The 12699-nt window shown below is 64.4% G+C and carries 15 protein-coding genes; 7 read left to right on the top strand and 8 right to left on the bottom strand.

The features are described from left to right. Positions 1-4 precede the first annotated feature (4 nt). Together C457_RS04690 and C457_RS04685 are read right to left on the bottom strand one after the other, a co-directional pair. On the bottom strand, positions 5-493 hold the full coding sequence (locus C457_RS04690) for a TIGR04206 family protein (protein ID WP_008092416.1): 489 nt from the start codon (positions 491-493) through the stop codon (positions 5-7). Beyond that, entirely contained in the window at positions 490-1599 is a 1110-nt protein-coding gene (locus C457_RS04685; protein ID WP_004972516.1) for an OBG GTPase family GTP-binding protein, read from the bottom strand. The genes C457_RS04690 and C457_RS04685 overlap by 4 nt, the downstream gene beginning before the upstream one ends. Positions 1600-1756: 157 nt before the next feature. Here C457_RS04685 and C457_RS04680 point away from each other — a divergent pair, with 157 nt between their 5' ends. The 6 genes from C457_RS04680 (at position 1757) to C457_RS04655 (ending at position 5817) form a co-directional block, all read left to right on the top strand. Continuing rightward, the gene (locus C457_RS04680; RefSeq protein ID WP_008092415.1) at positions 1757-1960 is read left to right on the top strand and encodes a VNG_1110C family protein; all 204 of its coding nucleotides are present in this window, start codon (positions 1757-1759) and stop codon (positions 1958-1960) included. A gap of 45 nt (positions 1961-2005) precedes the next feature. Continuing rightward, a complete protein-coding gene (locus tag C457_RS04675) occupies positions 2006-2371 on the top strand; it encodes a DUF7541 family protein (RefSeq protein ID WP_008092414.1) in 366 nt (121 codons plus the stop codon). Between the two features lie 94 nt (positions 2372-2465). Next, positions 2466-2825, top strand: coding sequence for a DUF6684 family protein (locus tag C457_RS04670; protein WP_049913382.1), 360 nt, complete (start codon positions 2466-2468; stop codon positions 2823-2825). Between the two features lie 98 nt (positions 2826-2923). Beyond that, positions 2924-4681, top strand: coding sequence for a cbb3-type cytochrome c oxidase subunit I (locus tag C457_RS04665; protein ID WP_004972520.1), 1758 nt, complete (start codon positions 2924-2926; stop codon positions 4679-4681). Between the two features lie 423 nt (positions 4682-5104). Beyond that, a complete protein-coding gene (locus tag C457_RS04660; protein ID WP_008092411.1) occupies positions 5105-5359 on the top strand; it encodes a DUF7520 family protein in 255 nt (84 codons plus the stop codon). 53 nt (positions 5360-5412) lie between these two features. Then, on the top strand, positions 5413-5817 hold the full coding sequence (locus C457_RS04655; protein WP_004972522.1) for a universal stress protein: 405 nt from the start codon (positions 5413-5415) through the stop codon (positions 5815-5817). Here C457_RS04655 and C457_RS04650 read toward each other — a convergent pair. The 6 genes from C457_RS04650 to C457_RS04625 all read right to left on the bottom strand — a co-directional run bounded on the left by C457_RS04650 (position 5814) and on the right by C457_RS04625 (position 11573). Next, entirely contained in the window at positions 5814-6488 is a 675-nt protein-coding gene (locus C457_RS04650) for a thioredoxin family protein (RefSeq protein WP_008092409.1), read from the bottom strand. The two genes, C457_RS04655 and C457_RS04650, sit on opposite strands and share 4 nt — an antisense overlap. Positions 6489-6490: 2 nt before the next feature. Beyond that, complete coding sequence (locus C457_RS04645) at positions 6491-7234, bottom strand: ABC transporter ATP-binding protein (RefSeq protein WP_008092407.1); 744 nt, start codon at positions 7232-7234, stop codon at positions 6491-6493. After that, positions 7231-7989 (bottom strand): ABC transporter ATP-binding protein, encoded by a 759-nt coding sequence (locus tag C457_RS04640; RefSeq protein WP_008092404.1) that lies wholly within the window; start codon positions 7987-7989, stop codon positions 7231-7233. Before C457_RS04640 ends, C457_RS04645 begins: the two co-directional genes overlap by 4 nt. After that, a complete protein-coding gene (locus C457_RS04635) occupies positions 7986-9167 on the bottom strand; it encodes a branched-chain amino acid ABC transporter permease (RefSeq protein ID WP_004972526.1) in 1182 nt (393 codons plus the stop codon). Before C457_RS04635 ends, C457_RS04640 begins: the two co-directional genes overlap by 4 nt. Continuing rightward, positions 9164-10132, bottom strand: a complete 969-nt coding sequence (locus C457_RS04630) for a branched-chain amino acid ABC transporter permease (RefSeq protein WP_008092402.1) — start codon at positions 10130-10132, stop codon at positions 9164-9166. Before C457_RS04630 ends, C457_RS04635 begins: the two co-directional genes overlap by 4 nt. A gap of 124 nt (positions 10133-10256) precedes the next feature. After that, a complete protein-coding gene (locus C457_RS04625; protein ID WP_004972528.1) occupies positions 10257-11573 on the bottom strand; it encodes a substrate-binding protein in 1317 nt (438 codons plus the stop codon). A gap of 557 nt (positions 11574-12130) precedes the next feature. On the opposite strand from C457_RS04625, the gene C457_RS04620 reads away from it, so the two are divergent. Continuing rightward, on the top strand, positions 12131-12682 hold the full coding sequence (locus C457_RS04620; protein WP_049913381.1) for a hypothetical protein: 552 nt from the start codon (positions 12131-12133) through the stop codon (positions 12680-12682). Positions 12683-12699: the final 17 nt, after the last annotated feature.

Below are 12699 nucleotides of genomic sequence, written 5' to 3'. Positions count from 1 at the left end.
GGCGTCACCGTGGGTCGCGCCCGTTCGCGCGTGACCAATATATGAACCATATGAACCCCGCCACGGCCCACAGGAGAACGGTACCGACCGGCCACGCGGTCCGACCCGGTTGGACCGAAAACCCGCGGGCGACCTCTAACTGAGTCACACCGGCGAGCGCGAGCCCGGCCGCGGTGAGTCGAACGTCCTCGCGGCCGAACAGGACGCCCGAGAGCGCGCTTCCGAGCGCGACGGCGTAGCAGACGACGCCGACCGGCCACACGAGGATGTAGTCCGGAAGCCCCATCGTAAAACGCAGGAAGAAGTCGGTAATGGTCGTCACGCTCCCGGTCGAGGGGCCGACGAGCCCCCACGGGAACAGGAGCGTGAGGGACCCGGTCGTGAACGTCTGGACGGACCACGGAACGAGACCGAGGACGAAGACGAGGAGTAGCTGGAATCGGCGGCGCGCGGGCGACCGCGGAGCCGACCGGGCCGCCGGGTCGGTCGTCACCGCTGGGCGATGATGCGGAGCACGTCCTCGTCGGCGAGGACGTGGTCGCGGCCGACCTGCTGGTCGTCGTGTTTCGCGCTCGGACCGGAGACGCGGGCGAACCGGAACCGCTCGTCGAGTTTGGCTCCGAGTTCGTGGATGGCGTCGTCGATGGTGTCGCCCTCGCGGAGGACGAGCGGTTCGTCGTAGTCGACACCGCGGCCGGGCTTGTCCATGTAGATGCGGATGAGCCCGAGGGCGTCCCAGATTTCCTCTTTCAGCGCGTCGAGACCCTTCTCGGCCTCGGCGCTGATGAACGTGACCTCGTCGGGGTCGAGGCCGATCTCGCGGAGGTTCTCCTCGACCGTCGGGAGGTAGTCCTTGTCGATGAGGTCGGCCTTGTTGACGGCGACGATAGACGGCAGGTAGACCCGGTTTTTCATGATGCCGTCGACGAGTTCGTCGATGGTCGTCTCGCCGCGGAGGGTCACCTCGGCGTTGACGAAGCCGTGCTCGCGGAGGATGCCCTTGATCGTCTCCTCTTCGAGGTCGACGCTGTCGCTTTTTGTCACGTTGATGCCGCCTTTACCCTTCTTGTTGATAGAGAGGTTCGGCGGGGACGTGTCGAGCCGAATTTTGTTGTTGTAGAGTTCGTGTTTCAGCCGCTCGTAGCGCTCTATCTCGAACACCGAGAGCATGAACACGACGAGGTCGGCGGTGCGGACGACCGAAAGGACTTCCTTGCCGCCGCCGCGACCGCCAGCGGCCCCCTCGATAAGGCCCGGCACGTCGAGTATCTGGATGTTCGCGCCCTTGTACTTCAGCATCCCCGGATTCACGTTGAGCGTCGTGAACTCGTACTCGCCCGTCTCGCTGTCGGCGTTGGTGAGGGCGTTGATGAGCGTCGATTTGCCGACGCTGGGGAAGCCGACGAGCGCGACCGTCGCGTCGCCGGTCTTCTCGACGGCGTACCCTTGGCCGCCGCCGGCCGAACTCTGGTTTTCGAGTTTCTCTTTCAGTTCCGCGAGTTTCGCCTTCAGCCGACCGATGTGCGCCTCGGTCGACTTGTTGTACGGCGTGTTAGATATCTCCTCGCGGATATCTTCGATCTCCTCCTCCAGTCCCATCGTCAACAGTTCCGCCGCGTCCGTCGAAAAACCCTTTCCTTCCGCGCGGCGGATTTCGACGCGCCGACGCGTCGAGTATCGTGGTAGTCTCGCGTGCGCGAACAGACAAGTATCGGCACGGTTATACACGACCCCTTCGACCGCCCGATGAACACCGATGCCCGACCCTCGGACGCTCCGCGATAGCACGCAAATCGTGCTCCCGTGCGACCTCTTGGAGAGCGTGCGCGACGACCTCGAAGCGGAGTTCATCGTCTCCGTCCACCGAAAAGACGGAGGCACGTGCCGAATCATCGGGAGCCCGGTCGAAATTCGTGCGGTCAGCGACTTTCTCGCGCGACAGGGCATCTCCCTCCGCTAGTCTCGGTTCCGAAGGGCTTGTTACCACACAGTCCAACGGACGGGTATGGACGAAGCGCCGGGACTTTCCGACCAGTACCGCACGGCCAGTCCGTGGCCCGTGTTCATCGCGCTCGGGATACCAATCTCCGAGTTGGGTCTGTTGTTTGGCCTGTTTCCACTCGCCGTCGGCGGCCTGCTCCTGTTCGGCGGGAGCGTCGTCGGCATCCTCAAGGAGTCCGGCTACGTCACCTCGACGATTCGCGCAGTCACCGCGCTTGCGGTCATCTTCCTCGCGTTCGGCGCGGGACTCGCGTTCACCGACATCGCCCTCGTCACCCGCGGCTACGCGGTCATCGCGGCCGCGATTCTGCTGGTGGTCGGCGGCGTCGTCTTCGAACTGTTCGTCCGCGAGCAGCGACAGACCTTCTGACCGCCGCGGACGCCCACGCGACCGTCCCAGCCCACACCCCCGACCGGACGAGAAACCAACAATCTATTTGAACGGCGTCCCCGAGTGTCTCGATATGGCAACCAAGACGTTCGACAAGGAGACCATCCTCGACCTCACGGTCAACATGGTTCCGCTGGCCATCATCCTGTTTTTCGTGGTGGCTTTCACCTTCGTCAATCCGTTTGGGTTCGAATCGCTCACCTCGGGGCTCCAGTACACGCTTCTCATCGCGCCGTTCGTGCTCCTCGCCGCGCTCACCTATCTCTCGGGGAAGGCCATCGCGGGCTCCGAGAAGGAAGGCACCGTTTACGCGCCCGGACAAGCGACCGTTCCCGGCGCGAAGCCGCTTCACGAAAAGGAGGGCGAAGAGACGGCCGAACTCGAAGAATCGACGGATGACGACGCCGTCGAAGCCGCGGACGAGACGGCTTAAAGCACCTCGAATCGCAGGGCGGTCCCGAATCTTTCATTACCCTGCACTACTCAGGCACTTCCATGGAGGTTAACGGACAGTTAGCACTGACGGTGCTCATGGGGGTCTTCCTCATCGCCGTCGCCGCGTGGCTCGCGCGGGTCGAAGACTGGCGGTCGTACACCCCGCTCGCGGGCGGAGGCACGGTCGGTGGTACCGCAGAGCAGTACGTCTCGGAGGAGAAACCATCCGGGGTCATCCGTTGGTTGACGACGGTCGACCACAAGGACATCGGGATGCTCTACGGCGCGTACGCGCTCGTCGCGTTCGCCGTGGGCGGACTCATGGTCGTCCTGATGCGGATTGAACTGGCGGACCCGTCGATGACGCTTATCTCGAACACGTTCTACAACTCGTTGCTCACAAGCCACGGGATTACGATGCTGTTCCTGTTCGGGACGCCCATCATCGCCGCGTTCTCGAACTACTTTATCCCGCTTCTCATCGGCGCGGACGACATGGCGTTCCCGCGCATCAACGCCATCGCCTTTTGGCTCCTGCCGCCGGCGGCGCTGCTCATCTGGGCCGGGTTCTTCCCCATCCCGGACGTCATCCCAGCGCAGACGGCCTGGACGATGTACACGCCGCTCTCCGCCGGTGTCGGCTCCGGAAACCAGATGAACGCCGGCGTCGACCTGATGCTCCTCGGCCTGCACCTCTCCGGTGTCTCGGCCACGATGGGTGCGATCAACTTCATCGCGACCATCTTCACGGAGCGTAACGAGAAAGTCTCGTGGGCGAATCTCGACATCTTCTCGTGGACGATTCTGACCCAGTCGGGCCTCATCCTCTTCGCGTTCCCGCTTCTCGGCAGCGCCATCGTGATGCTGCTTCTCGACCGGAACTTCGGTACGATGTTCTTCTCGGTCGACGGCGGCGCGATTCTCTGGCAACACCTGTTTTGGTTCTTCGGCCACCCCGAAGTGTACATCCTCGTGTTGCCCCCGATGGGCATCGTGAGCCTCGTGCTCCCGCGCTTTGCGGGCCGTCGGCTCTTCGGGTTCAAGTTCGTCGTCTACTCCACGCTCGCCATCGGCGTCCTCTCGTTCGGCGTCTGGGCGCACCACATGTTCGCGACGGGTATCGACCCCCGTCTCCGCGCTTCGTTCATGGCCGTCTCGCTGGCCATCGCGATACCGAGCGCGGTCAAGACGTTCAACTGGATCACGACGATGTGGAACGGGAAGATTCGCCTCACGACGCCGATGCTGTTCTGTATCGGCTTCGTCTCGAACTTCATCATCGGCGGCGTGACGGGCGTCTTCCTCGCGTCGATTCCGGTGGACCTCGTGCTCCACGACACCTACTACGTCGTCGGACACTTCCACTACATCGTCATGGGAGCCATCGCCTTCGCCGGCTTCGCCGGGCTCTACTACTGGTTCCCCATCTACACCGGCCGGATGTACCAGGTCACGCTCGGTAAGTGGCACTTCTGGCTCTCGATGGTCGGGACGAACCTGACGTTCTTCGCGATGATTCTGCTCGGCTACGGCGGGATGCCGCGTCGCTACGCGACCTACCTGCCGCAGTTCGCGACGCTCCATCAGGTCGCCACGGTCGGCGCGCTCATCCTGCTCGTCGGCCAGATAATCTTCGTCTGGAACTTCGTCCAGTCGTGGCTCGAAGGCCGCGAAGTCCAAGACGGCGACCCGTGGGACCTCGCCGACGACGACCTCGTCACGGCCGAGTGGACCTGGTTCGAGCGCAAACTGGAGACGGCCGTCACCGACGGCGGCGAAGAAGAGACCGAACTCGCCACCGACGGCGGACAGACGGTCGACGACGCGGACGCGGAATCCGCGGACGACGCGTAGTCGACGCCGCTCGCCGGCGTTTCGGTTTCATTTTTCGGACGCTATCTTTCGAGAGCGAACGCGCCCGACGACGCTGACTGTCCGTGCGACCGCACTGTCGTTATCGTAGCTGTCGGTCGCTCGCGTGCGCTGAAACATCACGATATCGCCTGCGCCGCCGCTCGCGACGACGGTCACGGTGGAGAAAAGCGACTGCTCTCGATGCGGTGGCGCGGAAAACCGGGCGGTGCTCAGACGACGAGGAGGACGCCCGTCGCGAACATCAGTATCGCGATGGCCCCGAGCACGAGTCCGAGGATATCGGTATCCGACATAGCTCACCCTTAGCGCGTGCGGCAAAAGGTGCATCGGTACGCGGACGGGAACCGCCACCTCCCGAGGCGAACGGAAACCCCTAACAGCGTCCGACCCCGAGCGTGGACCGTGAGTTCGAACGTCGGCGGTCACCGCTTCGTCCTCGGACTGTACGCCGCCCTCGTCGCCGTCGCCGGGGCTGCGGGCTACCTCACGGGCACGTTCGTCTCGGGGCTCAGCGCCCCCCAGTTCCTCTTTCTGGTGCCGTTCCCGCCGACGCCCCTCGGCTTTGCGGCCTACGGTGCGCTGACCATCGCGCTCGTCCTCGGCGTCCCGCTCGCGCTCGTCGTCTACGTCTCGGCAGGACTCGACGACGCGGCCTAATTCGCACGAACGTTCAGCACAAATACTAAGACCGGCGACCGGGACGTGGTAGTATGTATCACGTGGTAATCGGTGTGGATGACGACGCGGAGCACGCGCTCGCGTGCGTCGAAGAGGTCGCGAATCTCCCCGGCGAACCCGACGAGAAGGAGGTGACGCTCGTCCACAGTTTCACCGACAACCCGAGCGGGGCGTCGGCGACGCAGATTCACTCGGTCCGGGAGGCCGGCGAGTTCCTCGAAGACCGCGGTATCGAGTACGACGTCAACGAGTCGTCGGGCGACCCCGCGGAGGTCATCATCGAGTTCGCCGACGAGGAGGACGCAGACCTCATCGTCACCGCCGGGCGGAAGCGCTCGCCGGCGGGGAAGGCGCTGTTCGGGAGCGTCACGCAGACGGTGATTCTGAACTCCGAGCGGCCCGTCATGGTGACGGGCACGACGAAGCGAAAAGACTAGTAGACCCGGTCGAAGAATCCCGCGACTTCGTCGGGGGTCTGACGGCCGGACGCTCGTTCTCGCAGTTCGCCGTCGCGAACGTACAGCACCGTCGGCGCCGCGTCGACCTCGAAGGACCGACAGAACTCGTCGGCCGTCTCGCCGTCGACGCCCGCGGCCGCAACGCCATCCGGGACTCGGTCGAGGATAGCGCTGAGGTCCTCCTTCATCGCGTCACAGGGCTCGCAAAAGCGTCGCCAGACGAAAACGACGGCGTCCGGGTGGTCTGCGAGGTAGGATTCGAAGGTATCGTCGTCGAGTTCGTCGAGCGCGGCCGGCACCGGCGACGACGAGGTCATCTCGACGAGCAGGCCCGCCATGACCAACAGCGAGTCCTGTTCGACCGGCACGTCGAGGAACGACTTCGCCGCGAGGTAGGCGACCACGTCGGCTCTGGTGACGCCGAACTCGTCGAGTCGCTCTTCGACGTTCTCGGGCGCGACGCCGAAGAGGTCCGAGACAGTCCGGTGGAACTCCTCGGTCGAAACCGCGCCGTAGATGTCGTGGTAGACGGCGAGCGTCTGCTCGAACTCCGGCGTTGTCGAGAGCGTCCCGTCGGGCGCTTCGTCGACCGCGCCGGCGGCGATGAGCGTTTCGAGCGCCGTCTCGGGGTCGGCGTGGGTCGCGGCCACGGTCAGACCCCCAGATACCGCTCGCGGGTCTCGTCGTCCTCGCGGAGTTCGTCGGCGCTCCCGTCGAAGACGATGCTCCCCTGGTCGATGACGTACGCGCGGTCGGCGAGCTTGATGGCCGCCGCGGCGTTCTGTTCGACGAGGAGGATGGTCGTGCCCGCGTCGCTGATTCGCTCAACCGCGTTCTCCACGTCCTCGATAATCTTGGGCGCGAGCCCCTCGTACGGCTCGTCGAGGAGAAGCAGGTCCGTGTTCTGCTTCAGAGCGCGCGCGATGGCGAGCATCTGCTGTTCGCCGCCCGAGAGCGTCCCCGCCCGCTGGTCCTTCCGCTCGTCCAGTCGAGGGAACTGGTCGTAGACCTCCTCGGTCGACATCCCCTTGTGACCGAACGACAGCGACCGACCCCACGTGTTGGACTTGTTGTTGACCACCTCGGCGAGGTGGAGGTTCTCCGCGACCGAGAGGTTCGGGAAGATGCGTCGCTCCTCGGGCACGAGGGAGATTCCCTGCACCGACACGTCTTCCGCGGCGACGCCCGTGATGTCGCCGCCCTTGAACCGAATTTGCCCCTTCCGAACGTCGGGCGGCGTCGCGCCGGCGATACACCGGAGCGTGGTGGTCTTGCCCGCGCCGTTGCGGCCGAGGAGCGCGCATATCTCGCCCTCCTCGACGCTCATCGAGAGGTCGCGGATGATGTGGCTCTCGCCGTAGTAGGCGTCGACACCGTCGATTTCGAGGAGGCTCATAGCTCGACACCTCCGAGGTACGCCTCTTGGACGGCTTCGTTGCCCCGAATCTCGTCGGGGGTCCCCTCGGCGATGATGCCGCCGCGGCTGAGGACGACGATGCGATCTGAGATGCTGAAGACGATTTCCATGTCGTGTTCGACGAGGACGAACGTGAGCCCGTGGTCGCGTTTGACCCGCTCGATGAGGTCGACCGTCGACTTCGTCTCCTCGGGAGACATGCCGGCGGTCGGTTCGTCCATGAGAAGCAGGTCGGGCTCGCTCGCGAGTGCGATACCGATTTCGAGGCGACGCTTGTCGCCGTAGGGAAGGTCGGTCGCGATTGTGTCCGCGCGGTCCAACAGCCCGACCGAGTCGAGCGTGTCGCGGGCGACGCCGTGTACGTCGGTGAGGCTGTCGCGGTGTTTCAGGAACTCGAAGCCGAACGCGCCGCGCTCGGCCGCCAGCGCCGCGATTTCGGCGTTCTCCCTGACGGTGAGGTCGGGGAAGATAGAGGCGGTCTGGAACGACTTCGAGACGCCGCGTTGGACCACCTGATGCGGTTCGAGGCCGACGATTGACTCGCCTTTGAACCGGATATCGCCGCTCGTCGGGTCGAGCCGTCGCGTGATGAGATTGATGAGCGTCGACTTCCCCGCGCCGTTCGGGCCGATGATAGAGACGCGCTCGTCCTCCTCGACGGTGAGGTTCACGTCGTCGGTCGCGACGAGGCCGCCGAACTCCTTGACGAGGTTCTCCGTTTCGAGGAGGGTCATTGGCCGCCACCTCCGTTCTCGGAGCGCGCGCGAAGTCGCTTCGCCGCCTTCGAACCGAGGTCGACCGCGAGTTCGCGGAGCCGGTTCAGGATGCCCCACAGGCCGTCCGGAACGACCCAGACGACCGCGACGAAGACGACGCCCAAGAGCAGGTGCCAGTAGAACCCGAAGTCCCGGACGAGCACGATGCCCGTGAAGGGAATCGTCAGCGCCTGGATGGTGCTGACGATGTTCTCGATGTAGAGGTACAGTCCGACACCGAGGACCGGTCCGAACATCGAGCCCGCGCCGCCGAGGACGGTCATGACGACGATGTCGCCGGACTCCGTCCAGAACAGCGACTGGAGCGGAACGTACGCACCGTGGATGGTAAAGAGGCTCCCGGCGACGCCCGCGAACCCGCCCGAGATGATGAACGCCATGAGCTTGTACCGCCAGACGTTGAGTCCGACGAACTCCGCACGCTGTTCGTTCTCCCGGATGGCGCGAAACACCATCCCGTACGGGGAGTTGAGGATGCGGTAGGCGACCGCGACCGCGCCGACGAAGAAGACGCCGACGAAGGCGTAGAGCCACGTTCCGAGGAGCATCCCGCCGATTGACGGCACGTCCGCTTCGAGGTGGATGACGCCGAGGAAACTGCCGACCTCGACGCCGGTCAGGCCGTTTTCGCCGTTGGTCAGGAACGCCAGCGGCGACGCGGCCATGTAGTAGAACATTTGGGCGAACGCCAGCGTGAGGATGGAAAAGTAGATGCCGCCGCGGCGGAGCGACAGGAAGCCGAGCACCCACGCGAGGAGCACGGCGAAAAGCGTCCCCGAGACGACCATCACGATGGGGTCGCCGCTGACGTTCTTGGCGACGATGCCCGCGGCGTACGCCGCGCCGCCCCAGAAGGCCGCGTGGCCGAACGAGAGCAGTCCGGTGTAGCCGAGCAGCAGGTCGAAGCCGATGGCGAAGATGCCCCAGATGAGGATGAGCGTCGCGAGGCTCTGGTAGCCCTGCAGGAACCCCGAGACGACGGGTGCGCGGGCGAAGAGGTACGGGAACACCGCGACGAGAATGGCCGTGATACCGACAACCGTCCCCTCCCGGCCGCGGAGTTTCTCCCAGCGACCGAAGAGGGTGCCGCCGACGAGCGCGTCCTTCGCGCTCGGGTTGGCGTCCTTCTCGCTCATGGCGTCACCTCTTCGTCGCCGAGGAGGCCCTGCGGCCTCGTCAGGAGGACGATGGCCGCGATGGCGTACAGGCCGACCTGCGACCACGCGGGCGCGAAGGAGACGAGCGCGGCGGTCGTGAGGCCGAAGACGATGCCGCCGAGGACCGCGCCGGCGATGCTTCCGACCCCGCCGATGACGACCGTCAGGAACGCCGGGACGAGGATGTTCGTCCCGATGGTCGGGTTGACGACGTTCAGCGGGCCGCCGACGACGCCCGCCACCCCGGCGAGCGCCGCGCCGATACCGAAGACCACGATGTACGGGCGGGTGATTTTGATGCCGAGGAGTCGGACCATCTCGGCGTCGCGGGTGCCGGCGCGAACGACGAGACCGAAGTCGGTGTACTCGACGAGCAGGTACACGAGCGCCACGAGGACGGCCGTGATACCGATGACCCAGAGCCGCCACTGCGGGAAGTTACCCACGATGGGCAGCGCTATCGGGCCGGAGACGGGGATGCCGGCGAACGAGCCGACAGAGAGGATTCGCTCGGGCTGTTCGAACGGCAGGCTGTTGCTGCCGAACAGGACGCGGAACAGCTCCTGGACGACGATTGCGAGGCCGAACGTGACGAGAATCTGGTCGGTGTCGGGACGGTCGTAGAACGCTCGCGCGAGGTACCGCTCCATCAGCAGGCCGACCCCGAAGACGAAAAGCGGGACGAAAAGCAGGGCGGCCAGAAAGCCGATGTCGAGCCCGAAGCTCGAAAAGCCCCACTCGGCCAGTTTCCCGTTCGAAAGCGGGACGTTCAGCGCGACGAACAGCCCCGCGTACGTGCCGACGAGATACAGCGCGCCGTGCGCGAAGTTGACGAACTTGAGCGTGCCGAGGATGATGGAGAGACCGACCGCCAAGAGGACGTAGATAGCCCCCTGCTGCAGCCCGTTGAGCAGGATGACGAGTACGTCCGACAGAAGGCTCATCGCCCCCTACCTCCGCCTCGGATGTTCGAAGCGCGAACTACCATGGGTATGCTAAACTTACTCATTTACGTGTGCGTGGTTGTCTGCGATTAACTTTCATTAAGATAACGGTGGGGGTGAGTGTCTACTCGTAGGACCCGAGTTCACACTCGGCCGCCGGCCCGGCGTCGCACGCGTAGCCGAGGTCGTCGCGGCTGGTGATGTTGACGATGTTGAAGTACGTCCCCTCGCTCTGCTCGGAGGCGGGAAGCCCCTGGACGACCGGCACGTCTCGCTGCGCCTGGTGGTCACAGCCGCGCATCGTCTCCGAGCCCATCCCGATGTTGTCGTACTCGTAGTCTTCGAGTTGCTTGATGACCTCCGGCGGGTAGAACGTGCCCGCGCGCTCGACGGCGGCCGCGTACTGGAGCGTCTGTGCGTACGCCAGTTGAGCGGGGCCCGATGGCGTCCGGTCGTACTCGTCTCGGAACGCCTGCGTGAACTCCTGCGACGGCGTGTTGTCTATCTGCGAGTCCCACGCGACGGTGCCGTAGATTCCCTCTATCGCACCGCCCGCCGCCTCCGCCATCGGGCGGTTGTACAGCGGAACGATGATTTCCATGTCCTCGTCGATGCCGGCGTCGATGGCCTGCTGCATGGAGTTCGCGCCGTCGAGGCCGTAGTGGTTCAAGATGAGCACGTCCGCACCGGAGCTCTGTGCCTCCGAGAGGTACGTCGAGTAGTCGGACGTTCCGAGCGGGGTCGCGACCGACTCGATCTGCTCCCCCCCGGCCACGTCCGTCATGAACTGCTCCATCGACGCCTGCTGGGTCTGCCCCCAACTATAGTCGGCGTAGAGCTGGTAGAACTGCAGGCCCTCTCCGTAGGCGTCGCGGACGACCGGTGCGAGCGCCTGCCCCGTCATGTAGGCGTTGAACATCTCGCGGAAGGAGTAGCGGACGCAGTCTTTTCCGGTGGTGTCGTTCGAGTGCGTCAGACAGCACATGAACATGACTTTCTCGTTTTGACACAGCCCCTGCACCGCGATGGCGACCGCCGAGGACGACCCGCCCGAAATCATGATGGCGTCGTCGCGCTGAATCATCCCCGAGGCGGACTGCCGCGCCTGGTCCGCGTCCGTGGCCGTGTCCCCGTCCACGTGGTCGATGGTGTAGCCGAGGACGCCGTCGCCGGAGAGGTCGTCGAACTGCGAGTCGACCCAGCCGCCGCCCTCGTTGAGGTGCTTCACCGCGAGCTGATAGGCCCGAAGCTCGTCTTCACCCTCCGAGGCGTACGGTCCCGACTGCGGGACGTTGAAGCCGAACGTGGCCGTGTCACCCTCGATGGGGAAGTTGCCCAGCGCCGGATACTCGTCGTCTCCGCCGCCACCCCCTCCACCGCCGCTTCCGTCGCCACCGTTACTCCCGTCGCCGCCGCCGGTGCACCCCGCCAGCCCTGCCAAGCCAGCGGTCCCAACAGCACCAGTCGCCTTCAGCACGTCTCGTCGATTTAGAGACTTGTTATCCCGTGCCATAGACACATCGGCGGATACATCGTTAATAATAGTTATGTATGGATTCCCTATTACTTGTATTAACAATAATGATAGAATCGGGTCGTCTACGGGATAGTACAAGGGCCACCAGCCGGAGGCACCGGTGGAGCGGGCGCTTCGTTACGTCCCACGCGTTGCAGACGTAAAATACGCGCCGGTGGCGGACTTGCTCGCCACGTTCGTCCCCCTTAGGCCGGTCGTCGAAGGCGGTAAACAGAGCCAACGAACTCGATTCAGTGGGGGCGCTGCGCCCGCGAGTCCGCAGCGTCGCCGACCGCCTGAGCGAGTCGACTATCGGTTCACAACTATCAGAATACTAGATATATATACGCGGATTCCACCGTTTCAACGTGATTCTCCCGGTTCGACAGCGACCGTTAAGCTCCTGCTCTTCGTGAATGTCCGATTTATAACTAACCCGGCAAAGCGCAAATAACGCATCAGCCACACTCGTGGCAGCCACTATGACAAACGACACGAACGACGGATTCAGACCGACAAGACGCTCCGTGCTCCGACTCGGCGCGATGTCGGCGATCGGTATCGGTATCGGCATCCCCGCGGTCTCCGGCTCCGTGGCGGCGACCATCGATTGTCCCAAGACGCCCGGCTACTGGGCGAACCACCCAGAAACGTGGCCTGGCGACGAACTGACAATCGCGGGTGTAACGAAATCGAACGAGGACTGGCAAGAGATTCTGCTCGACCCGCCGAGAGGTGACAAGGCGGTCATAATGCTGAAGCACTACATCGCCACCGTCCTCAACCTTCGGACGCTCCAATCGGGGTGCACCAGCGCGACAATCAAGTACGGCTATTACGAGGGCTACACCATCGAGGAAGTCAAGAACATGGCCGGCACGTGGCTCAGACACACCTCGTCATGGCAGAACGGTAGCAAGCAGACGAGCTGGTACGCCAACGACATGGACGGCGAGAAGCTCAAAGACACCCTCGACGCGTTCAACAACAATCCGGCCTCGCTCGGCCTCGACTGCGGCTGCGACGACCGCTGAACCGCGCTCGGCCCTCG

Source organism: Haloferax prahovense DSM 18310, from assembly GCF_000336815.1.
Taxonomy (GTDB): domain Archaea; phylum Halobacteriota; class Halobacteria; order Halobacteriales; family Haloferacaceae; genus Haloferax; species Haloferax prahovense.
The sequence above is the reverse complement of the archived record's forward strand: the minus strand, read 5'-3'. Positions and strand labels throughout refer to the sequence as shown.

Coding starts and splice junctions, on each gene's coding strand:
- C457_RS04685 (WP_004972516.1), bottom strand. CDS start 1,599: ATGGGACTGGAGGAGGAGATCGAAGATATCCGCGAGGAGATATCTAAC.
- C457_RS04680 (WP_008092415.1), top strand. CDS start 1,757: ATGCCCGACCCTCGGACGCTCCGCGATAGCACGCAAATCGTGCTCCCG.
- C457_RS04675 (WP_008092414.1), top strand. CDS start 2,006: ATGGACGAAGCGCCGGGACTTTCCGACCAGTACCGCACGGCCAGTCCG.
- C457_RS04670 (WP_049913382.1), top strand. CDS start 2,466: ATGGCAACCAAGACGTTCGACAAGGAGACCATCCTCGACCTCACGGTC.
- C457_RS04665 (WP_004972520.1), top strand. CDS start 2,924: ATGGGGGTCTTCCTCATCGCCGTCGCCGCGTGGCTCGCGCGGGTCGAA.
- C457_RS04655 (WP_004972522.1), top strand. CDS start 5,413: ATGTATCACGTGGTAATCGGTGTGGATGACGACGCGGAGCACGCGCTC.
- C457_RS04645 (WP_008092407.1), bottom strand. CDS start 7,234: ATGAGCCTCCTCGAAATCGACGGTGTCGACGCCTACTACGGCGAGAGC.
- C457_RS04640 (WP_008092404.1), bottom strand. CDS start 7,989: ATGACCCTCCTCGAAACGGAGAACCTCGTCAAGGAGTTCGGCGGCCTC.
- C457_RS04635 (WP_004972526.1), bottom strand. CDS start 9,167: ATGAGCGAGAAGGACGCCAACCCGAGCGCGAAGGACGCGCTCGTCGGC.
- C457_RS04630 (WP_008092402.1), bottom strand. CDS start 10,132: ATGAGCCTTCTGTCGGACGTACTCGTCATCCTGCTCAACGGGCTGCAG.
- C457_RS04620 (WP_049913381.1), top strand. CDS start 12,131: ATGACAAACGACACGAACGACGGATTCAGACCGACAAGACGCTCCGTG.